Source organism: Methylibium sp. (assembly GCF_013817345.1).
In the GTDB taxonomy this organism is placed as follows: domain Bacteria; phylum Pseudomonadota; class Gammaproteobacteria; order Burkholderiales; family Burkholderiaceae_C; genus Methylibium.
Genome location: NZ_JACDCW010000021.1, coordinates 1 through 23,923, shown reverse-complemented (window position 1 = coordinate 23,923; position 23,923 = coordinate 1). Strand labels below are relative to the sequence as shown.

22 protein-coding genes and 1 pseudogene are annotated in these 23,923 nt (G+C 68.7%); 11 read left to right on the top strand and 12 right to left on the bottom strand.

The window, feature by feature from the left end:
* Positions 1–4 precede the first annotated feature (4 nt).
* The gene (locus H0W40_RS06055) at positions 5–835 is read right to left on the bottom strand and encodes a ZIP family metal transporter (RefSeq protein WP_292444297.1); all 831 of its coding nucleotides are present in this window, start codon (positions 833–835) and stop codon (positions 5–7) included.
* 177 nt (positions 836–1,012) lie between these two features.
* Between H0W40_RS06055 and H0W40_RS06050 the strand changes: the two are divergent.
* A pseudogene (locus tag H0W40_RS06050) lies at positions 1,013–1,575 on the top strand (DUF4142 domain-containing protein).
* A gap of 31 nt (positions 1,576–1,606) precedes the next feature.
* A complete protein-coding gene (locus tag H0W40_RS06040) occupies positions 1,607–2,068 on the top strand; it encodes a host attachment protein (RefSeq protein WP_292444249.1) in 462 nt (153 codons plus the stop codon).
* Positions 2,069–2,237: 169 nt separating this feature from the next.
* Here H0W40_RS06040 and H0W40_RS06035 read toward each other — a convergent pair whose 3' ends face one another.
* The 7 genes from H0W40_RS06035 to H0W40_RS06005 all read right to left on the bottom strand — a co-directional run bounded on the left by H0W40_RS06035 (position 2,238) and on the right by H0W40_RS06005 (position 9,674).
* Positions 2,238–3,413: a HAMP domain-containing sensor histidine kinase gene (locus tag H0W40_RS06035; protein ID WP_292444246.1), complete on the bottom strand. Its 1,176-nt coding sequence runs from the start codon at positions 3,411–3,413 to the stop codon at positions 2,238–2,240.
* Positions 3,414–3,427: 14 nt separating this feature from the next.
* Positions 3,428–3,685 (bottom strand): hypothetical protein, encoded by a 258-nt coding sequence (locus H0W40_RS06030; RefSeq protein WP_292444244.1) that lies wholly within the window; start codon positions 3,683–3,685, stop codon positions 3,428–3,430.
* A 161-nt stretch (positions 3,686–3,846) separates the two neighbouring features.
* Positions 3,847–4,755 (bottom strand): YsnF/AvaK domain-containing protein, encoded by a 909-nt coding sequence (locus tag H0W40_RS06025; protein ID WP_292444241.1) that lies wholly within the window; start codon positions 4,753–4,755, stop codon positions 3,847–3,849.
* 203 nt (positions 4,756–4,958) lie between these two features.
* Positions 4,959–5,150 (bottom strand): hypothetical protein, encoded by a 192-nt coding sequence (locus H0W40_RS06020; RefSeq protein ID WP_292444239.1) that lies wholly within the window; start codon positions 5,148–5,150, stop codon positions 4,959–4,961.
* Between the two features lie 19 nt (positions 5,151–5,169).
* Positions 5,170–5,958 carry a transporter gene (locus tag H0W40_RS06015; RefSeq protein ID WP_292444236.1) on the bottom strand — a complete coding sequence of 263 codons (789 nt, stop codon included), beginning with the start codon at positions 5,956–5,958 and terminating at the stop codon, positions 5,170–5,172.
* Between the two features lie 59 nt (positions 5,959–6,017).
* Entirely contained in the window at positions 6,018–6,917 is a 900-nt protein-coding gene (locus H0W40_RS06010) for a DUF2993 domain-containing protein (RefSeq protein WP_292444234.1), read from the bottom strand.
* 204 nt (positions 6,918–7,121) lie between these two features.
* On the bottom strand, positions 7,122–9,674 hold the full coding sequence (locus H0W40_RS06005; protein ID WP_292444231.1) for a catalase: 2,553 nt from the start codon (positions 9,672–9,674) through the stop codon (positions 7,122–7,124).
* Positions 9,675–9,869: 195 nt separating this feature from the next.
* Between H0W40_RS06005 and H0W40_RS06000 the strand changes: the two genes are divergently transcribed.
* From H0W40_RS06000 to H0W40_RS05990, 3 genes are read left to right on the top strand one after another with little or no spacing between them, the layout of a single operon-like run.
* Positions 9,870–10,190 (top strand): BON domain-containing protein, encoded by a 321-nt coding sequence (locus tag H0W40_RS06000; RefSeq protein ID WP_292444228.1) that lies wholly within the window; start codon positions 9,870–9,872, stop codon positions 10,188–10,190.
* Between the two features lie 30 nt (positions 10,191–10,220).
* Positions 10,221–10,571 carry a hypothetical protein gene (locus H0W40_RS05995; RefSeq protein WP_292444225.1) on the top strand — a complete coding sequence of 117 codons (351 nt, stop codon included), beginning with the start codon at positions 10,221–10,223 and terminating at the stop codon, positions 10,569–10,571.
* Between the two features lie 36 nt (positions 10,572–10,607).
* Positions 10,608–11,909 (top strand): AI-2E family transporter, encoded by a 1,302-nt coding sequence (locus H0W40_RS05990; protein WP_292444222.1) that lies wholly within the window; start codon positions 10,608–10,610, stop codon positions 11,907–11,909.
* A gap of 130 nt (positions 11,910–12,039) precedes the next feature.
* Here the strand turns inward: H0W40_RS05990 and H0W40_RS05985 are convergent, their stop codons facing one another.
* Positions 12,040–14,334, bottom strand: coding sequence for an ATP-binding protein (locus H0W40_RS05985; protein ID WP_292444220.1), 2,295 nt, complete (start codon positions 14,332–14,334; stop codon positions 12,040–12,042).
* A 554-nt stretch (positions 14,335–14,888) separates the two neighbouring features.
* Here H0W40_RS05985 and H0W40_RS05980 point away from each other — a divergent pair.
* Positions 14,889–16,166 carry a hypothetical protein gene (locus H0W40_RS05980; RefSeq protein ID WP_292444217.1) on the top strand — a complete coding sequence of 426 codons (1,278 nt, stop codon included), beginning with the start codon at positions 14,889–14,891 and terminating at the stop codon, positions 16,164–16,166.
* 69 nt (positions 16,167–16,235) lie between these two features.
* Here the strand turns inward: H0W40_RS05980 and H0W40_RS05975 are convergent, their stop codons facing one another.
* Positions 16,236–17,213 (bottom strand): UDP-glucuronic acid decarboxylase family protein, encoded by a 978-nt coding sequence (locus H0W40_RS05975; RefSeq protein ID WP_292444214.1) that lies wholly within the window; start codon positions 17,211–17,213, stop codon positions 16,236–16,238.
* 149 nt (positions 17,214–17,362) lie between these two features.
* Between H0W40_RS05975 and H0W40_RS05970 the strand changes: the two genes are divergently transcribed.
* Both H0W40_RS05970 and H0W40_RS05965 read left to right on the top strand, forming a co-directional pair.
* Positions 17,363–18,706, top strand: a complete 1,344-nt coding sequence (locus tag H0W40_RS05970; protein ID WP_292444211.1) for a glycosyltransferase family 1 protein — start codon at positions 17,363–17,365, stop codon at positions 18,704–18,706.
* Complete coding sequence (locus H0W40_RS05965; protein WP_292444208.1) at positions 18,690–19,235, top strand: phosphatase PAP2 family protein; 546 nt, start codon at positions 18,690–18,692, stop codon at positions 19,233–19,235. The genes H0W40_RS05970 and H0W40_RS05965 overlap by 17 nt, the downstream gene beginning before the upstream one ends.
* Positions 19,236–19,368: 133 nt before the next feature.
* Here the strand turns inward: H0W40_RS05965 and H0W40_RS05960 are convergent, their stop codons facing one another.
* Together H0W40_RS05960 and H0W40_RS05955 are read right to left on the bottom strand one after the other, a co-directional pair.
* Positions 19,369–20,193, bottom strand: a complete 825-nt coding sequence (locus H0W40_RS05960) for a polysaccharide deacetylase family protein (RefSeq protein WP_292444206.1) — start codon at positions 20,191–20,193, stop codon at positions 19,369–19,371.
* Positions 20,194–20,344: 151 nt separating this feature from the next.
* The gene (locus H0W40_RS05955) at positions 20,345–21,571 is read right to left on the bottom strand and encodes a glycosyltransferase (protein ID WP_292444203.1); all 1,227 of its coding nucleotides are present in this window, start codon (positions 21,569–21,571) and stop codon (positions 20,345–20,347) included.
* A 147-nt stretch (positions 21,572–21,718) separates the two neighbouring features.
* On the opposite strand from H0W40_RS05955, the gene H0W40_RS05950 reads away from it, so the two are divergent.
* From H0W40_RS05950 to H0W40_RS05940, 3 genes are read left to right on the top strand one after another with little or no spacing between them, the layout of a single operon-like run.
* Positions 21,719–22,177, top strand: a complete 459-nt coding sequence (locus H0W40_RS05950; RefSeq protein ID WP_292444201.1) for a PA2169 family four-helix-bundle protein — start codon at positions 21,719–21,721, stop codon at positions 22,175–22,177.
* A gap of 33 nt (positions 22,178–22,210) precedes the next feature.
* Positions 22,211–22,480, top strand: a complete 270-nt coding sequence (locus H0W40_RS05945; RefSeq protein WP_292444199.1) for a hypothetical protein — start codon at positions 22,211–22,213, stop codon at positions 22,478–22,480.
* 60 nt (positions 22,481–22,540) lie between these two features.
* Complete coding sequence (locus H0W40_RS05940) at positions 22,541–23,671, top strand: DNA topoisomerase IB (RefSeq protein WP_292444196.1); 1,131 nt, start codon at positions 22,541–22,543, stop codon at positions 23,669–23,671.
* The last annotated feature ends 252 nt before the right edge of the window (positions 23,672–23,923 follow it).

Below are 23,923 nucleotides of genomic sequence, written 5' to 3'. Positions count from 1 at the left end.
CGGCTCAGCCGAGCGCCGTGTCGAGAATCATCATCAGCACGAAGCCCAGCATCAGCCCGCCGGTCGCCAGCCGCTCGTGACCCTGGCGGTGCGACTCCGGAATGATCTCGTGGCTGATCACCCAGAGCATCGCGCCGGCCGCAAAGGCCAGGCCCCAGGGCAGCAGGCCGGCCGACATGCCGACGACCACGGCACCCAGGACGGCACCGACCGGCTCCACCAGACCGGACGCTGCCCCGAGGCCGACCGCCAGGCCGCGGCTGTAGCCGGCGCTGCGCAGGGCGACCGCGATGACCAGTCCCTCGGGCACGTCCTGGATCGCGATGCCGGTGGCCAGGGCACTGGCGCCCACCGGGTCGGTGCCGGCATAGGCCACGCCGATGGCCAGACCTTCGGGCAGGTTGTGCAGCGCGATCGCGAACACGAACAGCCAGGTGCGCTTGAGCGCCATCGCATGGGCGCGCGTCGTCGAGCCTTCCGGGCCCTTGATGAAATGCTCGTGAGGCAGCCAGCGGTCGAGCGCGTGCAACAAGGCCGCGCCGATCAGGATGCCGGCACCGACGGTGCTGCCTGCCCGCCACGGACCCGCGCCCAGCGATTCGGCTGCGGCCAGCCCGGGAACGACCAGCGAGAAGGCGCACGCGGCCAGCATGACGCCCGCGCCGAAACCGAGCATGGCGTCGCGGGCCCGATCGGAAACCTGCTGCGCCAACAGCACCGGCAGCGTCCCCAGGGCCGTGGCTCCCGCGGCCACCAGGCCGCCGAGCAAGGCCTGGCCGACGCGGGGATCGGGAACCACCAGCCGCTGCCAGAGCGACCAGCAGGCGACCAGCATCCCGGCGGAGACGATGGCCAGGCCCAGCCACTGCCGCGGCTGCAAGGATGCGAGCCGGGCGTTGGAGTGATCGGGAGGAGGCTTCAGGGTTGCCATGCTGCAGGATGCCGCAAAAAGAGCAAATGCAATGCCCGTACAGGAGACGCTGCCAAGGCCGCCTTTGCCGATCGATGGGGAATGGCGTTTGCTGGCCTGCGGGCTCATCGACCAACACCGGAGTCCGTCATGTCCAAGCTTTTCAGCTACGTGGCCGGCCTTGCTGTCTCCATCGCCTTCGTGTCCGGCGCGTCTGCGCAGACGCTCACCGATGCCGAAACCGACTTCCTGAAACAAGCGGCAGAGAACGGCCATGTCGAAGTGGAAGGCGCCAAGCTCGCGCAGAAGAAAGCGTCCAGCCCGCAGGTCAAGTCGTTCGCGAAACAGATGGTGGCGGACCACACGAAAGCGGGCAAGGAACTCATGGCATTGGCCAAGAAGAAGGGCATTGAAGTTCCCAGCGAGCCCTCGGTTCTGCAAAAGGGAAAGTTGAAGCTGCTGTCCATCAGGACGGGCGCGATTTCGATAAAGCCTATGCCGAACAGATCGGCGTAGAGGCGCACCAGGAAACGATCGAGCTGTTTGAAGAAGGTGCCCGGCAGGCCAACGATCCCGAAGTGAAAGCCTTCGCCAACAAGACCCTGCCCACGCTCAAGCAGCACCTCGGCATGGCCGAGAAGTTGAAGGCGTCGGTCGACAAGTAGAAGTGAAGCGTCAATGAAACGAGGAGCCGCCATGAACACCATCTGGGTCGTGGTCGCCGACGAAGGCCGGGCGCGCTTTCTCGCCCTGCCCTCCCACGGCGCACAACTGCAGCCGATCGACGAGCTGACCGACGCCGGCGCACATGCCAGCAATGCCGCCCTGAGCCGCGATGCGCACGGCCGGCGCGGGGGCGATGACCTGCGCATGGGCGGCAATGCCACCACTTCGGCCGGCGACAGCCAGTTGGAGAAGGAAGCGGAGCTGTTCGCGCGCCGGGTGGCCGACCATCTGACGCAGGCGAGGCGCGTCTCGCGCTACGAGCAGTTGCACGTCGTGGCGGCGCCGAAATTCCTGGGCCGCCTGCGCAAGGCGCTGAGCGCGGAGGTGGCGTCCTGCGTGGTCCAGACGCAGGACAAGGACCTCATCCACCTGAACCCGCGCGAGCTGACAGAGCGCCTGTTTCCGTCGCCCGCGAGGGACGCCACGGTCTGAAGGGAAGCGATGCCTTTCGCCAAGACCGGCGGACTCGGAGACGTGATTTTCCCGATGGCTCGCGCTTTTGTGCGCCAGGCAGTGCTGTAGACAACGCGGGAAGTAGGCACGCCGCAAAACCCTGCCTTCTCGTGCCAGCCGGCACCTGGCCCGACCGACGCCCTGAACGCTACTGGAGGCTCGTGCCCGAAGACCGACCGCCTTCTCCGCTCGGGTTCTTTCGCGGCAGACGTGCGGTGAATGTGGTGCCGGCATCCTGCAAGGACTGCACCTCGATCGACCCGCCATGGGCCTCGGCAATCGCCCTGGCGATGTAGAGGCCGAGCCCGAGTCCACCGGCTTGCAGATGATCCGCAGGGCTTTCTTCTTCCTGCGTCAGCGGCTCGAAAATCCTGCGCAAGGCCGGTTCCGGAATCGGGATGCCTTCGTTGTGAACACACAGAGTCACAACCTCTGCCTCGCCGTCCGCCGACACCGTGACCGGTTTGTCCTGCGCGCCATGCCGAATGGCATTCTCGACAAGGTTGGACAGCATCTGACCCAGCCGCGCCGCGTCCCAGCTTCCCGACAGTTCGCCTGTTGCGCGCCAACGCAACGTGTGCTCCGGGTGATGCGCCTGCGCCTCTTCGACCATCTCCTGACACATCGTGTTCAGGTTGACCTGCTTGCGGTCGATCGGCAGTGATTGCCCGAGGCGCGTTCGCGTGACATCGAGCAGGTCCGACACCATGCTCCGCAATCGCAGGCCGCTGCGCAGAATGACCGCCACGCTCTTGGACTGCCCGGCGGTGAGATCGATAGTGTTCTGCAAGTACTGAGCCGCGTTCAACACCGCACTGAGCGGATTGCGCAGGTCGTGCCCGAGCACACCGAGGAACAACTCCCGCGAACGATCGAGCTGCGCCGAGTAGCGGCCCACGGATTCGCTCAATGGCTGGTCGATGGCTTCGTTGAAGCGCGTCATCTCGTCGACGGCGTCTTGATCGGCGGAGGTCACCTCCTCGGCCCACAGACGAAGCACACTCGCACGCAGGGCGCGGTACTCCGACACCAGGTCGATCAAGCCGAAGCCCTCGCGCTGGCGGCCGCCGGCGTGTTCCTCGGCCGGCGTGTCGCCTTTGCCCAGCCGCGGTCCGTGGCCCTTGGACTTCGCCTCCTGCTGTTCGGTGCTTTGCGGGAGGGCCATGTCCCGGGCAATGGTCTGCAGGATCTGCTCTGCATGGTCCCGCAGCGTCTGCGTGTCCATGCCGGCTGCTTCGGGAATGCCAGCCGCATACCGTTCCCATTCCTCCAGAATCGTTTCCATGTTGGAGACGATGAACTCCCCCAATGTCGTTCTCGGCATGCGCGCGCTCCCGTTCAAGGCGTCGTGTAGGCGATGCGGTAGATCACGCCGTTGGTGTCGTCCGAGACGAGCAGCGCACCGTCCATCGCCAGTGCAAGGCCGACCGGGCGAGCGAAAAAGCGCGTGCGCTCTTCGTTGAGAAAGCCGGTCAGGCGTTCGACCTGGGCCGACGCAGGCTCGGCCATCTGCTGCGCAACGACGGCGCCGCCACCGCCACTGCAGGCAATGACCGTCAGGGTGGTCATGGTCCAGCCGAACTTCGTGAGCTTCATCCTTGCATCCTTCGTGCGCGGCAAACGGCGCCAATCACCGGTGAAGCAAAGCACGATCCCGACTTTTCTTTTGACCGGCGTCGGCACGAGAGAAAACGCCTCGCCGGGTCGATGGCGAGGCGTTCAAAACGACGGGGACGGCACGCCCTGTCGAGAGAGTCTTACATCGCCGCCATGCGGCGCTCCTGGCCGGCGTAGGCCCGGTTGGCGTTCATCCGGCGCTCGGGGCCGGTGTAGCGGCTCATCGACCCCGCCATGCCGCTTTGAGCCGGGCGGCGCGGCGACGATTCGCCGGCGATCTTCTCGACATCGACGTCGGTGCGGCGCACATTGCCCTTGACGGTCTCGGTGCGGTCCGACGATTTCTTGCCCACGCTGACTTCCTCGACCACGCGGGCAGTCTTCGACACCACCGGCTCTTCGATGGTCTCGCGGATCTCCAGGCTCTTGTCCTCGAAAGCCGTCTGCATCTCCGCCTCGGTGGCCGCGCGGTCCACCTTCGTGCGGGTGACGTCGGCGCGCTCGCTGTGCAGCGACACCTGCTCCTCGACCGGTCTGTCGGTCACGTGCCGGCGCACGCGCACGCCGCCCTCCTGCACCGTTCGCTTGCCGACCTTGAGCTCTTCCTCGACCACGTCGAGCTTTTCGCTGGCGCCTTCGCCGGCCATCGGCCCGGCGCTGGCAGGCGGTATGTAGCCGCTGGCCTTCCACTGTTCCACCCGCTCGTCGACATCGACCGCGCCGCAGTCTTCGAGGATGTCGGCGACCTCGTCGACACGCTTCTCGTCGGCGACGCTCACGGTCACCACGGCATTGCCGCGGCGCACCGCCTCGGAATAATGGGCCGCATCGGGCTCGTCGTCCGAGCCGAACAGGTTCGAGAAGAAACGGCTGATCGCACCCTGGTGCTCTTCGGGCTCGTTGTTCCGCGAAGCCGGAGGTGTCGATGCGGACTGCACCCCGCTCACCTGAATGAATTGCTTGGCGATGCCGGCGTCCTCGAGTTCCTTGCTGGCCTTCTGCGCCTGGCTGTACTCGTCGAAGATGCCGACCAATGTGGTGCTGCTCATGAATAATCCTTTGAGAAGAAAAGCCGCGTTGAAACGGCGTTGCGTTGAGTGATGAAAGCTTCGTCGGCTTAAGAATCAGTCTGGCTTACCGACCGGATTGCGGATGACTTCTAGTTCTTCGCTGCGCAGGCTGAAGCGCTGCGGCCCGCCTGCGTGCACCGTGCTGCGCCGGGTAATGCGCAATTCCTCCTTCAGAGCGGGGCTCAAACACGCCGCGGCGCGGTCTGCGGCGGGCGCTCCGTTGCATGCATTTCGCGCTTTGCGTCGGCCTTGCCTGCCTCGGCCGCCTTCTCCAGCTTGGACTTGGCCTCCTCGGCCGATTGCTGCGCCTTTTCGATCATCTTCGCCGCCGCCTCCTTGCCGCCCAGGCCGAAGGCCAGACCGAAGGACAGCAATCGATGCGCCTGTATCGGACTACCAGCGAACGCTCGCGCCGACGCCGACGTAGTAATCCGGCGCGCGGCGGTTGAGGCCGCCGCCGATCACCCCGTCCAGCGCAAGATCCTTGCTCAGCAGGTAGATCAGGCCGGCGTTGGCGTTGTGCTGCGGCCCTTCGTGCTCGGTGAAGATGCCGAAGTATTCGACGTAGCCGCTCAACTGCTGGGCCAGTGGAACGCCGACTCCCGCGCCCATGCCGGACTGCAGAATGCGGTCGTCCTCGTCGTCGGTGGTCGAGGTCAGCAAGGCCGTGCCGAAGAACCCCGCCCTGGCGAAGTCGTAAGTCCACAGCAGGCCGACGCTCGGGTCGACCGAATCGGAGGTCTTGTTCTTTGCACCGGTGGGCAATGACACCTGGCCGAGCAGGCCGAGTGCGGGAAGCGCGCCCGACTGCTCGGTCAACTGCGTTTTCAGCGCCAGGCTCATGTCGGTGCCGCCCTTGAACGATCGGCCGCCGATTTCGGTGTGGGAGTAGCCGGCCCAGCCGAGCTGCAATTCCAGGTTTTTCCCCAAGCCGGCGCGCAGCAGCGCGAAGGGCAGCGTCACGTCGTCGGCGTCGGAATCGATGCGGGTGAACTGCACGCCGGATTCGAGCTGCAGGTGCCCGGCTGCCAGCGGCACGGGGCTGGTGCTGAAACTCGGCCGCTCGGTGCTGATGTCGCCTTCGAGCGGCTCGGCTTCGATGCCCAGGTAAGCCAGTGGCGCCGGGTCGGCTGCGAACGCCGGCGCAGCGGCGAAGAGCACGAAGAAAATCGTCCTGAACACGAAACCTCGCTCCGTCATTTTTCGACCCCTTTTACTGCTGGAACTCTCTCAGCACCTTCTTAGTCTCGGGGCCGATCGGCACACCCCAGCGGTAACACAAAAAGTTCGGGCAGATGTGCAGCGCCACTGCCGCGCGATCCGACTTTCTGGCTGCCGCTCGCGGTCAGCAGCACCGCCTTCGGCAACACCTGCACGGACGTGACTTGCGACGGGGCAGGCAGTGCCGACAAATCGACCAGCGGATTGATCAGCCTTTCGAGAACGAAGGCAGGCATCGTGCCGATGGGGAAGCCGGCCAGCCGCAGGTCGACGATTTCCATCACGAGAGCGCCGTTGCTGGTGACCAGTCGGCCGCGCACCTTGGCGCGGGCGGCGGCAGGTAGCGAGTAACCGGCGGCTGAGAACTGCGACTCGACGGTGATCTCGTACGGAGGCTGGAGCGTGACGACGACCTTGTCCAGACCCGGACGCGCATCCAGAAAGGCGGCGATGTCGGGCGCGAGAACACGCACCTCGGCATCGACCGCACCCAGATCGACGAGACGCTTTTCAGTGCGATCGACAATGACATCGGACATCCGCACATCGACGCGATCCAGGATCGGCGACTTCGGCCGAGCGACACGCTCGCCGACAGCACGCACTCGGTTCAGATCCGCAATTTCGCCGGTCACGCGTGCGCCTTCGACCTGAACTTCATAGCTCGCAGCCTGGCCGACGATGCTTGGCAACTCCGCGGCAATGATCTGCTCGACGCGCGTATCGACGACGGTCGCGCAACCGCCAAGCCACAGCGGTACACACAGCAGCATCCTCGCGCTCGGCAGGCGCAAGGAGACCTCCGGTCGCCCTGCGAGCCGGCTCAATGCAAGCAGCGGATTTTTCCCGGGCTCACCACGAGGCGAGTCGAGTCGAAGGGAAGAACCAGTCTGCCGGTCTGCGGCTTGTTCGAACTTCATCTGAAAACCCAAACGATCGTCAGGACGAATTCGAGCAACTGGCGCGCCCATTGACGGTCGCCGACGATCTACGGATTCCTCGCGGTCTTTGCGGCCGGTGTCGCGCTGCGCCGGGTCGAACGCAGGTAAACCCGCGCGAGCCGCGACGAATCGAACGCTCCTGCGCCGCCGCCCGAGGCCGTCGTCGATCCGCCCCGCGGACGCTCACACCGGCGGCGGATCGACCTCGCGTTCGAAGTGGCGATGCTTGCCGAGCGCCCCGATGAAGGCCTGGATGGCGCCCGTTACACCACCCAGCGGCTCCGCGGCATCGGGCTCGACAGGGGGCGAGACGACGATGCCGGGGTCGGCGCTGCCGTCGGGCAACTGCGCCGAAGCGTTCGCGGCCTCCAGCAAGGTGGTCGCACTTCCGAGCACCAGCATCGGCTTGCAGTGGCGGTACTGATCCTTGACGAACTCCACCGCCATGCCCAGGCCGGCCAGCGCTGCCTGCGCGGCGTCGCCGTCGGGCAGCACCACGGCGTCCCACAGCACCGAAGGCATCGATTCGAGCGTCGCCTCGACGTGAATCGGTTCACCCGACGCCGCCATGACGCGCCCCAGCCGCGCACCCAGGAAACGCGGCGCGGCGCCGGCCTGCGCGAGTGCCGTGTGTGCGGCACGAAGGCTCAGCGCATCGACGCCATCGCACACCAGCAGCGCCACGCGGCGCGCGCCGATGCTGCCGTCGCCGGGCCGCGCAAAGAGCGACAGGCCCGCGGAAGACTCGACCTCGGGCTTCGGCGGATTGGGCAACGCACGCTGCTGGCCTGCCGGCAGCGCCATGCCCAGGCCGTCGGCCACGCCGAGCGCCAAGTTCTCGTCCACGTTCACGAGCAGCGAAAGAATGCGCTCGCGGATCGCCGGCGTCTGCACGCGCGTGAGTTCGAAGCGGAACGCCGCGATGATGTGCTGCTGCTCCACGGCGGTCTGACTGCGCCAGAAGAGCGTGGCCTGCGTGTAGTGGTCGGCGAACTTCTCCGGCTTGCCGCGCAGCTTCTGCGCGTCGGGAATCGGCTGCGGAAACGGCACGAAGCCCGTCGTCACGCCAGCCTGGAAGGGGCAGCCGCCGGCCAGCGAGTTGGGCTCGTAGGCGACGCGTCCGCGCGGAATGGCCTGGCGCTGGAAGCCGTCGCGCTGGTTGTTGTGAACTTGCGCGACCGGCGCGTTGATCGGGATCTGATTGAAATTCGGCCCGCCCAGGCGTGAGAGCTGCGTGTCGTGATAGCTGAAGTTGCGCCCCAGCAGCATGGGGTCGTTGGTGAAGTCGATGCCAGGCACGACGTGCTGGGTGCAAAAGGCCACCTGCTCGGTCTCGGCGAAGAAATTGTCGGGGTTGCGGTTGAGCACCATGCGCCCGACCGGGCGTAGCGGCACCAGTTCCTCGGGCACGATCTTCGTGCAGTCGAGCACGTCGAAAGTGAAGCTTTCCGCCTGCTCCTCCGTGAAGACCTGCAGCGCCAGTTCCCACTCCGGATACACGCCCGCCTCGATGGCTTCCCAGAGGTCGCGGCGGTGGAAGTCGGAGTCCGCACCGTTGATCTTGACGGCCTCGTCCCACGTGACCGAATGCGTGCCCGCCGTGGGCGTCCAGTGGAACTTGCAGAACACCGATTCACCGGCCGCGTTGACCAGCCGGAAGGTATGCACGCCGAAGCCCTGCATCATGCGGTAGCTGCGCGGGATGGCGCGGTCGCTCATCGCCCACATCAGCATGTGCGTGATCTCGGGCGACAGGCCCGCAAAGTCCCAGAAGGTGTCGTGCGCGCTGGCGCCCTGCGGCATCTGGTTGTGCGGCTCCGGCTTGGCGGCATGCACGAGGTCGGGGAACTTCATCGCGTCCTGGATGAAGAAGATGGGGATGTTGTTGCCGACCAGATCCCAGTTGCCTTCGTCGGTGTAGAGCTTGACCGCGAAGCCGCGCACGTCGCGCGTGAGGTCGGCCGCGCCGCGTTCGCCGAGCACGGTGGAAAAGCGCACGAAGACCGGCGTGCGCTTGCCGGCCTCGGTGAAGGGCGCGGCCTTGGTGATGTCGGTCAGCGGCTGATAGCACTCGAAGTAGCCGTGCGCGGCTGATCCCCGGGCATGCACCACGCGCTCGGGAATGCGCTCGTGGTCGAAGTGGGTGATCTTGTCACGCAGGACGAAGTCTTCCAGCAGCACGGGCCCGCGCAGCCCGGCCTTGAGCGAGTTCTGGTTGTCGGCGATCTTCACGCCCAGGCTGGTGGTCAGCGTCTGGCCGCCGGAGTCCACGCGCACGCGGTCGAGCGATTCGGCCGCCGGGTTGTAGCCGGGCTTGGGCATGCCGTCGCCGAGCTTGAGCGAGGCGGTGTCCTCTGTCACGGTGCTGGCCGTGTCGATCGGGTTGGGCGGCGGCGCGGACGTGCCGGTCTTGGGTGCCATCGCGCTTTCCCGGCCGTGGTCGTCCGGCTTGAGCGGGTTGTCGGGCAACGCCATGCCCATCGCCTGGGCGCCCAGCTTCTGGCTGGCCAGGCGCCGCTGCGGTTCGGTCTCGAACTGCTGAGCCGCGTCGGCGCCGAGGCCGGCGCTCGACGGGCCGGACATCGTGCTGAGCATGGAGCCGACGGTTTCCGTTGCGGCGGCGGGCGGGCCGGACGAGGGCCCGTTCGTTGCCGCTGCGGACGCCCGGGCGGGCTTCTTGGAGGACGCGGGCGCGGCGGTGGCCGCCGGTGAATTGACAGGTTTGCGCGTGGCCATGGTGTCTTTCTGCGAAGGAATTGGTGCACGCCCGCGCTGGCTAGAGCGCGCTCTGCGGCGAAGAAACGTTGGCAAGCGCCATACCTGCACACCTACGTTCGAACAACCGGGCCCGGCAATTGCTTTCTACGTGGTTGCGAGCGGTGCAGGCCATGGTGGCTCCCGCTCTCGCTTCGTCAAACCTGGAGAACACACATGAACAAGACTCTTTACGCCTGCGCTCTCGTGATCGGCCTCGGCGGCCTCGCCATGAGTGGCTGCGCGGTCACCAGCGGCCAGAGCAGCGTTGGCGAGTACATCGACGACAAGACCATCGCGACCCGCGTCAAGGCGAACTTTGCGAAAGACGAAACGGTGAGCGCGATGCGCATCGAGGTCGGCTCCGTCAACGGCATGGTGCAGCTTTCCGGCTTCGCCACCAGTGCGGCCGAGAAGGCGCGCGCTGCAGAGATCGCCCGCGGCACGCCCGAAGTGAAGGGTGTGCGCAACGACATCATCGTTCGCGCCGCGAACTGAACCACTGCGCAGCTTCACGACTCCAGGGGCGTGAATCTGCGCGATCCGCTGGGCCATCGCCCGCGGACAAGACAAGGCTTCGGCCACCTGCAAAGCGATTTGCAGGTGGCTTTTTCTTTTGCACTCTGCGGCTTTCCCCCGATGCCCGCAACGGCGGGCAAAGCGCGTTTTCAGCTCGTCGTGGTCGCCATTGCGATTGACGTGAATGCGATCGAGGGCACCAGCGCTTTGCAGCAATTCCTACCGAAAACGCATCGCACCGCACGTTTGCACCGCGGACGATCGCCGCATGAACGGCGCCGCTATGGCATGAAAGCTGCAGAATGCTTCTTCTTCAGAACTGATCGTGAGGCCCGTGGTGCCATTCCGTCGTGTCACTGATCGGCGCGAACATGCGCCTGCCTGCGTGGTGCGCCCGTGAGCCTGCCCCACTCGCCGCCGCCCAACTGGGTCGGCAAGGGCCTGTTCTGGATTGCGCTGGTCTTCTTCATCAAGCTCGGTCAACCGCTGCTGCTGCCGATCGTTATTGCCATCGTGCTGACCTTCGTGCTGGCCACGCCCGTGCGCCTGATGCGCCGCCGCGGCATCCCCGAGACGGTCGGCGCCGGCGTGCTGGTGCTGGCCCTGCTGACCGGCGGCGGGCTGCTCGGCAGCATGCTCGTCAACCCGGCCGCGTCGTGGCTGGAACGCGCCCCCACCACGCTGCAGCAGGTGATCGACCAGTTCGACCGGTTGCGCTCGACCATTCCGCTGATCGCGCCGCCGCCCAAACCCATTCCGGAACCGAGGCAGCCCCCCGCAACACTCTCGCGAGAGGAGGCGCGGGCCGCCGCGACGGCCGAGCCGCCGAAGCCGCCGCCCGATCCGCTCAAGGACCGGATCGCCGCCGAGAGCGTCGAGCTCACCGGCGCCGTGCTCGGGAGCAGCGTCACCGTCGGCATCTCGGCGGCGGCGGTGGTCATCCTGCTGTACTTCCTGCTCGCGTCGGAACACTGGATGCTCTCGCGCACGGTCGAGGCGATTCCACGGCGGCGCACTCGCGCGCTGGTGCTCGGCGGCGTGCGCAGCGCACAGCGCGAGATCGGCCACTATCTGGCCGCGCTAGCCGTCATCAATTTCTGCGTCGGCCTCATTACCACCGGCGCGATGATGGCGCTCGGCATGCCCAGCCCCATCCTGTGGGGCACGGTGGCCGGCGTGCTCAATTTCATTCCCTACATCGGGCCGCTCATGATCGTGGGCGTGCTGCTCATCGCCGGCGTGCTGTCGTTTGCCACGGCGGGCTTGATGGTAGCGCCCGCGGCGGCCTTTCTCCTGATCCACACGATCGAGGCGAACTTGATCACGCCCTGGTTCGTCGGCCGCCGACTTTCACTCAGCCCCCTTGCGGTGTTCCTGTCGGTGATGTTCTGGGGCTTCATGTGGGGCATTGCCGGCGCCATCATTGCGGTGCCCATCCTCGTGGGCATACGCACCGTGTGCAAGCGCAACCGCCGGCTGCGCCTGCTCGGCATCTACCTCGAAGGCAACAGGGTCGCGCCGCCGTCGCTGCGCTCGCTCCTGCGCCAGCGGCGGAGCGTGTACGAGGTGTCGGACGGCGTGGGGCATCGCATGGGCGGCAATGGGGTCTCCGACAACCTGGCGCAGCGCATGGCCGCCAGCACGCCGCTACAGACCGATCACGGAACCGACCCCCCGCGTCCACCCGTGCAGCCCTGAGGCGCCTTGACGAACGGCAATCACGGGCGAGCCGTACAGCGTGGTGGCCTTGGTCCGCCCGAGGTCCTTCGACCGCTTGGCCTCGCAGCGCTGCGCAGCAGTTCTGCAAAAGCCGAGCGACTCCGCCGTCTCATCCAGCCGCCGGCGTTCCCACCTCGGCCAGCACCACCGCCAGGAACTGCGGCGGCGAGATCGGCTTGGTTTCCACGCGCGTGTAGCCGGCCTTGAGGGCCTCGGCGCGCTCGGTCTCGCCGGCATAGGCGGTGAGCGCGATCGCCTTGACCGGCAGCGGCCGGCGCTGCAGCCGGCGCATGAATTCCAGCCCGTTCATGCCGGGCATGCCCAGGTCGCTGATGACCAGGTCGAAGCTTCCGTGTTCGGCCGCAGCGAGCGCCTGCTCTGCGTTGTCGAAGGCGCGGACCACGGCGCCCTGCTGGCGCAGCAGCACCGACAGTACCTCCAGCGAATCGGCCTCGTCCTCGAGCACGAGGATGCGCCGGAAAGTCAGCGGGGCCGCGTGGGACGCCGCCGCGCCCTGCACTTCCAGGGCAGTGCCGTTGACAGGACTGCCGGCCGCCGCCCCGTCGGTGGCCGCGGGCCGGGCCGGCGCCGCATTGGCCCGCGCCCCGGGCTGCTCGAGGGTCGGCAGGTGCAAGCGCACTGTCGTGCCCAGGCCCGGTCCGTCGCTGTGCACGGACGCGCGGCCGCCATGCAGCTCGACGAGGCTCTTGACCATCGTCAGCCCCAGGCCCAGCCCGGCGTGCGAACGTGTGCCGGAAGCCCGCTGCTGGAAGCGGTCGAAGAAATGCGGCAGCACCGCGGGTGCCACGCCCTCGCCGCTGTCGCGGATCTCGATCAGCGCCGTGTTGCCGTCAACCGGCTCCAGCACGACCCACACGTCGCCGCCCAGCGGCGTGAACTTGACGGCATTGCTGAGCAGGTTCCCGAACACCTGTTCGAGCCGGGCGGAGTCGCCGTTGCAGGGCACGCCGGTGGCGATGTCGTCAGTGTGCAGGCGAATCCACTTGGCCTGCGCGAGCGGCGCCGCGGTAGCCAGCGAGCGCTGCAGCGCCTCGCTCAGGTCGCAGGGCTGGCGCTCGAGCCGCAGGCTGCCGCTGACCACGCGGTTCATGTCGAGCAGCGCATCGACGAGCACCGCCTGCGCATGCGCGTTGCGGCCGATCGCCTCGGCGGCGCGCTGCAGCAACGCAGGGTCGGCGCCCACGCGCGTGAGCAGGTGAGCCCAGCCGGTGATGGCATTGAGCGGCGTGCGCAGCTCGTGGCTCAGATGAGCGAGGAAATCGTCCTTGAGCGCAGCGGCGCGCTGAAGCGCAGCGCTTTGCTCGCGCTCGGCTTCCAGGTTGCGCGTCGGCACGGTGGCGTCGACCGTCATGACGGACAGGCGCTCGCCCAGGGGGAGCGCGAGCGTTTGGTAATTGCAGGTGCTGCGGCCGAGTTCGTCGCGCCGGAACTCGCCGCGCCGCGGCTCGCCGGCGGACAGAACCTCGCACCAGTGGGCGAAGCGAGCGCGCTGGAAGCGGTCGGCCCGCTCGCCAAGCAGCCGCTGGCCCACGAGCGCTTCCGCGCTGCGGCCGAGCAGCGTGGCCGCTGCGGGGTTCGCGTACTCCCACACGAAATCGACAACTTGCCCGTCCTCGGCGTCGCCCTCGCGCACGGCGCGCACCAGCTCGAAAGCGTCGGGCGAACGCTCCTGTGCCGCGCGGAACAAGGCCTGCACCTCGGCCTCGCGTGCCTGCTGCGAACGCAATGCGCTCACGTCGCTGGCGGCGCTGCGCAGGCCGCAGGTGCGCCCTGCTTCATCGCGCAGCGCAACGATGCAGTGTTCATGGCACCGCGCCGCCTCGCCCGGCGCGCCGGCCCGCAGTGTCACGTCGATGCGCTGCGGCTCGCCGCTGTCGAGCACCTGGCGGAGCGCCGCGCGCAGGCGCTCGGCATCTGCGGGCGCGCACAGCGCCTCGGCCGGACGGCCGAGCAGCGCCGCGGCATCGACGCCCGGCGGCGGGTTGTAGAGCCACGTGCAGCAAAGGGCGGGGTCGAATTCGAGCAGCATTACGCCGGTCGATTCGAGCGCCCCAGACAGGCGCTGTTGCGAAAGCGACAACGCCTCGGCCCGCTCCTGCGAGCGCTCGCGCGCGTGGCGCAGCGACTGCGACAGCGCCGCATTGAGCAGACCGAACAGGAGGATCAGCCCGACCGCCACTTGCGTCGGCTCGTTCCACGCTGCGCCGGCCAGCGCAGGCAGCAGCAGCGCCAGCACGCCGGTAACCAAGGCGCCCGCCCACCAGCCGCCGTACCACGCGGCGACCATCACGGCCGGATAGGCCGGCACGAAGCCCATCGGCATGCCCAGCCAGCTCGTCAGCCCGAACTGGCCCAGCGCGGCCAGCACGGTGACAACCAGCACGACCGCAATGCTGCCGGCGCGCCGTGGTGCCGGCGAGGCCCGCGCGGACGCGGCCGCAGCGAGAGACGGGGCAGCGGGTGCGCGTGGCGATTCCGATTCCGACTTCGGCTCGCGGACCGGCGACGGCACGAAGGGCGGCGAAGCCGCGGCGGAAGTGTCGTGAGCGGCATGGGCCTGCTCCGCACTTCGAGTGGGGGTCGCGCTCATCGGTGAGACGGACAGGCTCGTTCTCTCATGCGGCATCCTTGCATACAGGCCGCGCACAGCCACCGCGGCTGGTGCAGAACGACTGTGGGCGACGAAGCAATCGGCGTGCCGCAACGCGGACGCCTTGCGCTTACTTTACAGCCCGTCACTCGATGAGCCACAACGACGCACTTCGTGTCCGCCGGTCGCCTGGGCACGCGGGCTGCTGCTTACGACTGCTGCCGCCACAGGCCGGGCAGTGCCGACAGCCGCCCCGCCGCTGTGCACCGATGACGCCTGCCGATGCAGCAAGAAGGATCCGCGTGACTCAGGAAACAGGCCCTCATCCGGCTCGCCATGAAGTGTCGATGAACCGCGAGCCGCACCCCGCGGGGGGCAGTGCGCAGGTTCGCCGGCTGCCGATGCCGCGCGGCGTGCGCGCCCGGCCTTTCGCTCCGCAAGCGCCACGCGCTGCAGGCAGCGGCATCGTCGTCGCGCCGCCTCGTTATGCGCTGGCCCACGCGTTGACGCGCAGCCTCGGCCAGCCCTTGGTCAGCGGCAATCGCGTCGAGTTGCTGCGGGGCGGGGAGCCGGCGTGGGCGGCGCTGTTGGAAGCGATCGACCGCGCGCGCGAGCACATCAACCTGGAAAGCCCGGCCTTCATTACCCCCGCCCTGGCTGCCTCGCTCGCCCAGCGGCTCATCACCCGTGCCGGCGCCGGCGTGCGCGTGAACCTGCTGCTGGACGGATCGCGACCCGGCGCGGCCCGCGACGCCACGCTGCTTCGCCAGTCCGGCATCAACGTGTGTGCGTCGCGCTGGTTGGCGCGAGCGCAGACCCTGCTCGGCCGCGCGGCCGGGCGCCACACGCAGCGCAGCCTGATCGTCGTCGACGGGCATGTCGCCTTCCTGGGCGGCCTGGCCCCGCCGCGTTCACCCGGGGCAGGTAGCTGCCTGCGCGTGGAGGGACCGGCCGTGGCGCAGCTACAGGACCTGTTTCTCGCTCACTGGCGGCAGGAGTGCGGCACGGCACCGCCGCAAGCCCGCTACTTCCCGGCGCTGAGCCCGCGCGGCCCGCAGCGCACCGGCTTGGCCGTGTGCAGCGCCGGCTGGCACGACCGACCGCTGCAGCCGGCGTTGCTGGCCGCCATCGACGCGGCGCAGCACAGCGTGCTGATCGGCGGCACTCCGGCCAGCAGCGTCGCCGAAGCGTTGACGCGCGCATGTGCGCGGGGCATCGAGGTGCAGGTGCTGCTTCCGGCCACGCATGCGCGCGACGCCGACGAGCCGGCCGAGCGCGCCCGAAACCATGCGCTGCTGTGCGGCGGCGCACGCCTGCACCGGCGCCGCGACGCACCGCTGCAGGCCGACATCTGCGTGATCGACGGTGTTTGGGCGGCCGTCGGGTGTTCGCTCGACTTCGACCGCCGGCTGCACGGTGCGGAGCTCACGCTGATCGTGCTCGACGGCGATTTCGGTGCGGGCGTAGACCGGCTGGTGCGCGACGACATCGCTCGGAGTTGCGAGTCGACTACGCCCGAAACCGAGGGGGCGCAGGCGGCCCCTCCGCAGGCAGACGCCCCGGCCGCGAATGCGTGGCGGCGCGGACGGCAGTGGCTAAGCGAGCGGCTTGACACGCGTCCCTGAGCTTTTGTCTGCCGGTTCGCCTGCCTGCAGGCGCACGCATCGCCCGCCCGCTGACCGAGTTGCCGAGGTCTATGCGGCCTTGCGCGCCAAGCCGCCCGTCGCGGGCAGCTCGAGTTCACGCCGAAACCATTCGATCGTCGCGACGAGGCCGTCTTCCAGCGACACGCGCGGCATCCAGCCGAGTTGCCGTTGTGCCAGCGAGATGTCGGGGCGGCGCTTGCGCGGGTCGTCGGGCGGCAGCGGATGGCGGTGCAGTTCGGAGCGGCTGCCGGTGAGCCGCAGCACCGCTTCGGCCAACTCGAGGATGGTGTGCTCGACCGGGTTGCCCAGGTTGACCGGGCCCTCGATCGGCCCGTCCATCAGCTTGAGCAGGCCCTCCACCGTGTCGTCCACATAGCAAAAGCTGCGCGTCTGCTGGCCGTCGCCGTACACGGTGAGCGGCTCGCCGCGCAAAGCCTGCACGATGAAGTTGCTGACCACGCGGCCGTCGCCCGGGCGCAGCCGCGGACCGTAGCTGTTGAACAGGCGCGCCACGCGGATCTCCACGTTCCTCTGCCAACGGTAGGCGAAGGCCAGCGTCTCGGCGCAGCGCTTGCCTTCGTCGTAGCAAGCGCGCGGGCCGATCGGGTTGACGTGGCCGACGTAGTTCTCCGTCTGCGGGTGCACCTGCGGGTCGCCGTAGACCTCGCTGGTGGAGGCCTGCAGCAACCGCGCGCCCGAGCTCTGGCACAGCTCCAGCAGATGCCAGATGCCGATCACGCTGGTCAGGGTGGTCTGCACCGGATCCTGCTGGTAGTAGGCCGGACTGGCCGGGCAGGCGAGGTTGTAGACGCGCCCGGCGGAACGCGCGGCGCGCGGCAAGGGCCGCGTCAGGTCGTGCACCAGCAGCCGAAAACGCGGATGCGCCGAGAGGTGCCCGACGTGGCGGCGGTGCCCCGTGGACAGGTCGTCGAGCGCCAGCACCGTGTGGCCGCGGGCGAGCAGACGTTCGCAGAGGTGGCTGCCGAGGAAGCCGGCGCCGCCGGGGACGAGAACGAGTGAATTCATCGCGGTGATGTCCCCTGCGGAGCCGGCAAGAAGACCGCGGAGTCGCGGGCCGGCCACAAACCGGCAAACGTCATGCCCTTGTCGAAAACGCCGGGCATGCTCGTTGCTATCCGGCAAGTGCCGCCCTGGCTTCGAGTCCGCGAGACCGCATGCAACTCGTCTACGTCACCGAGACCTATCCGCCGGAGATCAACGGCGTTGCGCTGACCGTCGAGCGCACCGTGCGCTTTCTGCGCGCGCAGGGCCACGAGGTCGAACTGATCCGGCCGCGCCAGCGTTTCGAAGCCGCCCGCAGCAGTCCCGACGAATGGCGCAGCGCCGGCGCGCCGATCCCGATGTACCCCGATTTGCGTCTCGGCCTGGCCAGCATCGGCCAGTTGCAGCGGCGCTTCGCGGCCCGGCGGCCTGCGCTCGTGCATGTGGCCACGCAGGGCCCGCTCGGCCGCGCGGCAGTGATGGCCGCGAGCCGTCTCTGCATCCCCGTGACCACCGACTTCCGCACCAACTTCCACTGGTACAGCCGCTACTACCGGCTGAGCTGGCTCGAGCCGCTGGTGTGCGGCTACCTGCGCCGCTTCCACCGCCAGGCCGATGCCACCTTCGTGCCGACGCGGGTGGTGCGCGCGCAACTGCTCGCGCAGGGCTTCGAGCGCATCGAGGTGCAGGGCCGCGGGGTGGACACGGCGCAGTTCTCGCCGGCACGGCGCAGCGCAGCGCTGCGGGCGCTGTGGGGCGTGGTGCCGATGGGCGATGGCGATGGCGATTGCGATGCCGGCGGGGCGGTTGTCGCACACCGGGCGGGCGAGCCAGCAGGCGATGCCGGCATTGGCAGCGCGATGGCTGATGCAGGCGGCAATGCGGTCCCCGGCAGCGCAATCGGCGGCAACGCGGGCAGCGCAGAGCGTGCCGCCGCCGTGGCCGCACCCGTCATGCTCTACGTCGGCCGGCTCGCCGCCGAGAAGAACGTGAGCCTGGCGCTGCGCGCTTTCGAGGCGGCCCGCGCGCGCGTGCCGGCCACGCGCATGGTGGTGGTCGGCGACGGCCCGCTGCGCCGGCGGCTCGAAGCCGAGTTCCCGGCCGCGCGCTTCGTCGGCATGCAGCGGGGCGAGGCGCTGGCTGCGCACTATGCAAGCGCCGACGTCTTCCTGTTCCCCAGCCTGAGCGAAACCTTCGGCAACGTCACGCTGGAAGCGCTCGCCTCAGGCTTGGCGGTACTGGCCTTCGATGCCGCTGCCGCCGCCGAGCACATTCGCCACGGCAGCAACGGCCTGCTCGCAGCCCCCGGCGACGAGGCCGACTTCATCGACCAGGCCTGTCGGCTCGCAGCGAGCCCGGCCGACTACCCCGAGCTGCTGCCGGCGCTGCGCGCTCATGCTCGCGAAACCGCGCTCGCCGTGGGCTGGGATGCGGTGCTCAGGCGTTTCGAGAGCCGCTTGCTGCACTTTGCGGCCCGCAACGCCGGAACGGCGGTGCAGCATGCGGTACTGGCCTGACGAGCGCCGCGCCCGCTGGATCGAACGCGACCGGCGTTGGGCCACCGCCTTGCACCGCGCGTCCACGCAGCCGCTGGTGCTGCAGTTGCTGGTGGCGGTCAGCCGGCTCGGCGACGGCGGCCCCTGGGTCGTGGTGATGCTGCTGCTGCCGCTGCCCTTGCTGGGCGGCATCAACGGCAGCATGGCGGCGCTGCAGATGGCCGCCGTGGGTGCAGTGAACCTCGGCCTGTACCTGGCGCTGAAACACCACATCGGCCGGCGCCGACCCTTCGTCGACTGCCCCGGCATCCGCTGCTGCACGCGCCCGCTCGACTCCTTCAGCTTCCCGAGCGGCCACACTCTGCATGCGGTGGCCTTCGCGCTGATCCTTTCGCACCATTACCCGGCGTTGGCCGTGCCGCTGTGGATCTACGCCGCGCTCGTGGCCGCTTCGCGGGTGGTGTTGGGTTTGCACTACCCGAGCGATGTGCTGGCGGGAGCAGCAGCGGGGCTCGCCACGGCGACGGTACTGTTGGTCTGTTGGCCTTGAGGGCTTTCTCCCTCTCCCTCTGGGAGAGGGCTGGGGTGAGGGCTTGCCGCAACCGGGCAGTGGCTCTGCCTTGCAAGGCTGCCGAATCGGCAGCCTTGGAGAAGTCAAGCAACTTCCGAGTTCCGGCAAGCCCTCACCCCAGCCCTCTCCCAGAGGGAGAGGGAGCAATAGGGAATGGCACCGTCGGCCCATCGCGCAACACCGGCAGCCGCGCCGAATAGCCGTCGTCTTCCCGCCACCTCGCCACCACCTGCGCCAAGGTCAACGCATCGCGACCTTCCAGCGCACGCTCGAGCAGCCCCATCCAGGACCGCCGCACCGACCCGTGCTCTGCATCGCCCGGATGCAGCTCGAAGCGCAACAGCGGTGCGGCGCGCTGCCGGCGCGCGACCGCGGCGTTCCAAGGCGCGGACACCGCCCGCCGCCACGCCGAGCGCGTGCTGTACACGACGGCCCGGCTGGGCAAGGTGGCGCGCCGCCGCAGATCGACCAGGCCGGTGAGCGTGCACGTGTAGTCGAAGCCGGCCGCGTCGAGCGCGCTGCGGCTGCCTTCGCTGAGCAGCCACGCGGGGGCCACGAAGCCCTGCAGCGGCCAGCGGCGGCGCTCGAACCAGCGCCTGCCGGCGCGCAGGCGCTGTGCGGCCTGGGCCTGACCGAGCGCCGCGAATTCGCCTTCGCTGGCGGTGTACCAGCGCCGCCGAGCGTGATCGAGCCAGCCGCGCGTTGGCTCGGCGTCCCAGTGGGTGTAGCCGTGCAACGCGAGTTCGTCACCACGCGCCAGCGCGAGATCGAGGCTTTCCTCGAAAAAAGATTCGGGCCGCATGCCGTGATAGCGCGGCACCGCGAGCCACGTGACCGGCACCGGCGCGACCTGCTGCACGCAGCGGTGAAGGCGCTCGCAGGCAGCCCAGGTGGCGGGCGCAGCGTCGTGCAACACGACCGCGAGCGACGGTTTCAAGCGCAGCCCCTCACCGTTGCGCTCGCACGAGACGATCTCGAGCGGGCTCCTGCGCCGTTGCACTCGCGAAGCTCCGGGCTCACGCACAGTAACGCGGGCAGTTCGCGGAAGCGGCGGTCCCGGTGCGCCGTTGCGCTCGCGGGCGCAGGGCTCACGGCAGATCCTGACCCGCGCTCTTCGGTCCCCAGCCGCCCTGCCAGAGCACGCCCGGCTGCGTGAGAACGGCCGCGCTGTCGTGCGTGTTCATGAGTTGTTCGTAACGGCGAACGAGCGCAGGCATCACACGCTGCCAGTCATGGGCCTCGGCTTGCGCGCGACCGGCGCGCACCAGCGATTCCCGTTCGCTGGCAAAGAGTGCCGCAATCGCTTCCGCCCAGTCGCCCGTGCGCTCGGAAGCCACCCCGATGCCCGCGCCGCCGGCCACCAGTTCGGCCAGCCCGGCGCGCGCCTGAACGGCGACCGGCAGGCCGCTGGCCATGGCTTCGAGCACGGCCAAGCCGAAGGTTTCCTGGTCGCCGGCATGCACGAAGCCATCGGCGCTCGCATAGATGCGCGCGAGCTGCCGCGTGCGCGGCTCGAAGGGCAGCACGCGCACGCCCTCGCCGTGCGGCGGGGTGGGTCCGCTGCCGACCGCCAGCAGGCAGTAGCGCGGGCCCAGCCGCTGCACCGCCGCGACAAGGCGCTGCAGATTTTTCTCGGGCGCGAAGCGGCCCACGTAGAGCAGTGCGCGCTGGTCGGGCGCCAGGCCGAGCGTGTGGCGCCAGACGGGATCGCGACGCCGCGGATGGAATTCGTGGCTGTCGACGCCGAGCGGCTGCACGCGCACACCGTCCACGCCTGCAGCTTGCAGGCTGCGCGCCATCGAGCGGCTGGGAGCCAGCACCGTGTCGAAGTCGCGGTAGGTGTGGCGCACATAGGCCTCGGCGGCACGGCGCGTCCAGCGCGCGCGCACGCCCTCCCCGCCCACGGCCTTGGCCGCCAGTGCCGCAAGGTCGCTGTGGCAGAAGGCCACGGTCGGCACGCCCAGGCGCTGGCCGGCGTCGAGCGCAGCCCAGGCCAGGCGGTACGGGTCACCCACTTCGATGACGTCTGGCGCCTGCGCGACAAGCGCGTTCGCACAGGCCTTGCGCGACAGCGGAAGCCGGTAGCCGCCCGGCAGCGGCAGCGACGGGCCGCCGCAGTCGGCCTGGTTCAGGCCTTGCAGGCCGGGCGCGAGCACCGTGTGGCGCCACCCTGCCTGGCGGGTGAGCCAGGCGGCCTTGGTCAGCAGGTAGCGCCGCACGCCGCCGCCGGTTTCGCTCCAGAACATGGTGGCGTCGACGACGTGCGGCAGCGCCGGATCACGGCGGGCGGTGGCCGAAGACAGAGTTTTTTGCATCAATGCGCATGGCAAGTCCCGTTCCCACAGCGGGTGCACCGGGCATGCCGCCTGCCAAAGCCGGGGTATGTCCGTGAGCCACAAGGATGGCCAGCGGATACCGCCCCGAAAACGTCAAGGACGTTCCACCCTTCGAAAGGACCTGAAATGACCATCGACAACAAAGACACTGTCAAGCACCTCAACAAGCTGATCGAAACCTGCAAGGACGGCGAGTACGGCTTTCGCTCCTGCGCTGAAAACACCAAGTCCGAGTCGCTGCGTTCCACCTTCTCCAAGCGTGCGGGCGAATGCGCCGAAGGCGCGCGCGAGTTGCAGCAACAGGTGGTCCAGTGCGGCGGCGAGCCCGACACCGGCGGCAGCGCCAGCGGCGCCATGCACCGCGGCTGGGTCTCGGTCAAGGGCACGCTTTCCGGCCACAGCGACCAGGCCATGCTCGACGAATGCGAGCGCGGTGAAGACGCCGCGATGGAGGCCTACCGCGAGTGCCTGAAGGAAGACCTGCCGACGCAGGTGAAGACCGTGGTCGAGCGCCAGTACCAGGGCGTCAAGCGCAACCACGACCAGATCCGCGATCTGCGCAATCGCATGAAGGCGGCGAGCTGAGCCACCCCTTCGAAACTGCAGGAGTTGCACACGATGAACGCTTCAAGAACCACGACCTCGCTGGCGGTGCTTATCGCCGCGTTCGCGCTGGCCGGCTGCGACCAGCGCGACGATGCCGCCGTCGTCACACCGAGCCCCGGCAGCACGGCCAGTGCGCCGGGCATGACGGGTGAAACCGGCTCGATGGCCCCGGGTGGCACGGCCATCATCACACCGCCGCCGATGGGCGGCGCCAGTGGCATGGACACCACCACCCCGCCGGCCATGGCGCCGGGCGCCCGCCCACCCGCTTCGAGGCCCTGAGTCCGGGGCTCGTGCGGTCCGTGACCATGGACGTAACGTCGGTCCGCCTTGCGCACTGCGATGGCTCGGGCTTCTAGCGAGCCCGAGCCGGAGTCCGCGAGAGTACCGGTGCCCGTGCCGGCGGGTTTGGTCTATGTGAGCGACACCATGCCAGGTCACCGGCGCGTACGGCGCGGCCAGGGTTTCGCCTATCGCGGCCCCGACGGCACCTTGCTTCGCGACCGACACGAGGTCGACCGCATCCGACGACTCGCCATTCCGCCGGCCTATGAAGACGTTTGGATCTGCCCGCTCGTCAACGGGCACCTCCAGGCCACGGCGCGCGACGCACGGGGCCGTAAACAGTACCGGTACCACGCCGTCTGGAACGCGCAGCGCGGCGACGACAAGTTCGAGCGCATGCAGGCTTTCGGCAAGGCGCTGCCCCGCATTCGCTCGCGCATCGCGCGCGACCTGCGCGAAGCGCCCCGTTCGGCGCTGCCGCGCACGCTGGTGCTGGCCACGCTTGTGCGCCTGCTCGACACCACCTTCGTACGCGTCGGCAACGACGAATACGCACGCAGCAACGGCTCGTTCGGCCTGACCACCTTGCGCAACCGCCACGTGGAAGTGCGCGGCAGCCTGCTGCGGCTCACCTTCAAGGGCAAGAGCGGCGTACAGCAACAGACCAGCCTGGACGACCCGCGCATCGCGCGCATCGTGCGCCGCCTGCAGCAACTGCCCGGCCAAGAGCTGTTCCAGTACGAAGACGAGAGCGGCGGCACCCACGGCATCGACTCGGCCGACGTCAACGAATACCTGGCCGAAATCACCGGCGAGCGCTTCACAGCCAAGGACTTCCGCACGTGGCATGGCAGCGTGCAGGCGCTCGAGCTGACCCGCCTGGCCTGCGCGGCCGAGGCGGCGGCCGCCGGAGGGGCCGCCAGCGCCAAGGACATCCTGGCCGCTGTGGCAAAGCGGCTCGGCAACACGCCTGCGGTGGCGCGCAAGTCCTACATCCATCCGCAGGTGCTGGAGTTGGGTTCGCTGATCAACGGTGCGGCCGACTCGCGCGCTGCGCTGTGCGTGCGCCTGCACGATGCAGCCCGGCCGCGGCGGGGGCTGCAAGCGTCGGAGTGCCGGCTGCTGGGGCTGCTCGAAGAACGCAGCAACAGCCGGCGCCGACGCAAGCCCGCCTTGGCTGCGGCCTAGAGGCAAGAAAAAGAGTAAATCGTCCGTTTGCCGGCAAGTCCTCGCGCAAGGCGCTGTTCATACGGAATTGCGTTCATACGCATCGAATTGAAGCCGTCGAAGAGTCGTAGCGGGCTTCGGTTCGTGTTCGGAATGCCGACTGTGCAAGCTCAGCGCGCGAGCGCTGCGCCGGGTCGCTGTGTTGCGTTCATGTCCCCCGGGCTGGGCTCACGCCCAGCCCTCCTCCTTGACTTCACTCCACACAGCAACCCG

Excerpts from the sequence above, each read along its gene's own strand:
- H0W40_RS05965 (WP_292444208.1), top strand. The coding sequence starts at position 18,690 with ATGCGGTACTGGCCTGACGAGCGCCGCGCCCGCTGGATCGAACGCGAC.
- H0W40_RS06010 (WP_292444234.1), bottom strand. The coding sequence starts at position 6,917 with ATGAAGTTCGAACAAGCCGCAGACCGGCAGACTGGTTCTTCCCTTCGA.
- H0W40_RS05940 (WP_292444196.1), top strand. The coding sequence starts at position 22,541 with ATGGCTCGGGCTTCTAGCGAGCCCGAGCCGGAGTCCGCGAGAGTACCG.
- H0W40_RS06040 (WP_292444249.1), top strand. The coding sequence starts at position 1,607 with ATGAACACCATCTGGGTCGTGGTCGCCGACGAAGGCCGGGCGCGCTTT.
- H0W40_RS05945 (WP_292444199.1), top strand. The coding sequence starts at position 22,211 with ATGAACGCTTCAAGAACCACGACCTCGCTGGCGGTGCTTATCGCCGCG.
- H0W40_RS06025 (WP_292444241.1), bottom strand. The coding sequence starts at position 4,755 with ATGAGCAGCACCACATTGGTCGGCATCTTCGACGAGTACAGCCAGGCG.
- H0W40_RS05970 (WP_292444211.1), top strand. The coding sequence starts at position 17,363 with ATGCAACTCGTCTACGTCACCGAGACCTATCCGCCGGAGATCAACGGC.
- H0W40_RS06030 (WP_292444244.1), bottom strand. The coding sequence starts at position 3,685 with ATGAAGCTCACGAAGTTCGGCTGGACCATGACCACCCTGACGGTCATT.
- H0W40_RS05955 (WP_292444203.1), bottom strand. The coding sequence starts at position 21,571 with ATGCAAAAAACTCTGTCTTCGGCCACCGCCCGCCGTGATCCGGCGCTG.
- H0W40_RS06035 (WP_292444246.1), bottom strand. The coding sequence starts at position 3,413 with ATGCCGAGAACGACATTGGGGGAGTTCATCGTCTCCAACATGGAAACG.
- H0W40_RS05950 (WP_292444201.1), top strand. The coding sequence starts at position 21,719 with ATGACCATCGACAACAAAGACACTGTCAAGCACCTCAACAAGCTGATC.
- H0W40_RS06055 (WP_292444297.1), bottom strand. The coding sequence starts at position 835 with ATGCTGGTCGCCTGCTGGTCGCTCTGGCAGCGGCTGGTGGTTCCCGAT.
- H0W40_RS05980 (WP_292444217.1), top strand. The coding sequence starts at position 14,889 with ATGAACCGCGAGCCGCACCCCGCGGGGGGCAGTGCGCAGGTTCGCCGG.
- H0W40_RS06000 (WP_292444228.1), top strand. The coding sequence starts at position 9,870 with ATGAACAAGACTCTTTACGCCTGCGCTCTCGTGATCGGCCTCGGCGGC.
- H0W40_RS05975 (WP_292444214.1), bottom strand. The coding sequence starts at position 17,213 with ATGAATTCACTCGTTCTCGTCCCCGGCGGCGCCGGCTTCCTCGGCAGC.
- H0W40_RS06005 (WP_292444231.1), bottom strand. The coding sequence starts at position 9,674 with ATGGCCACGCGCAAACCTGTCAATTCACCGGCGGCCACCGCCGCGCCC.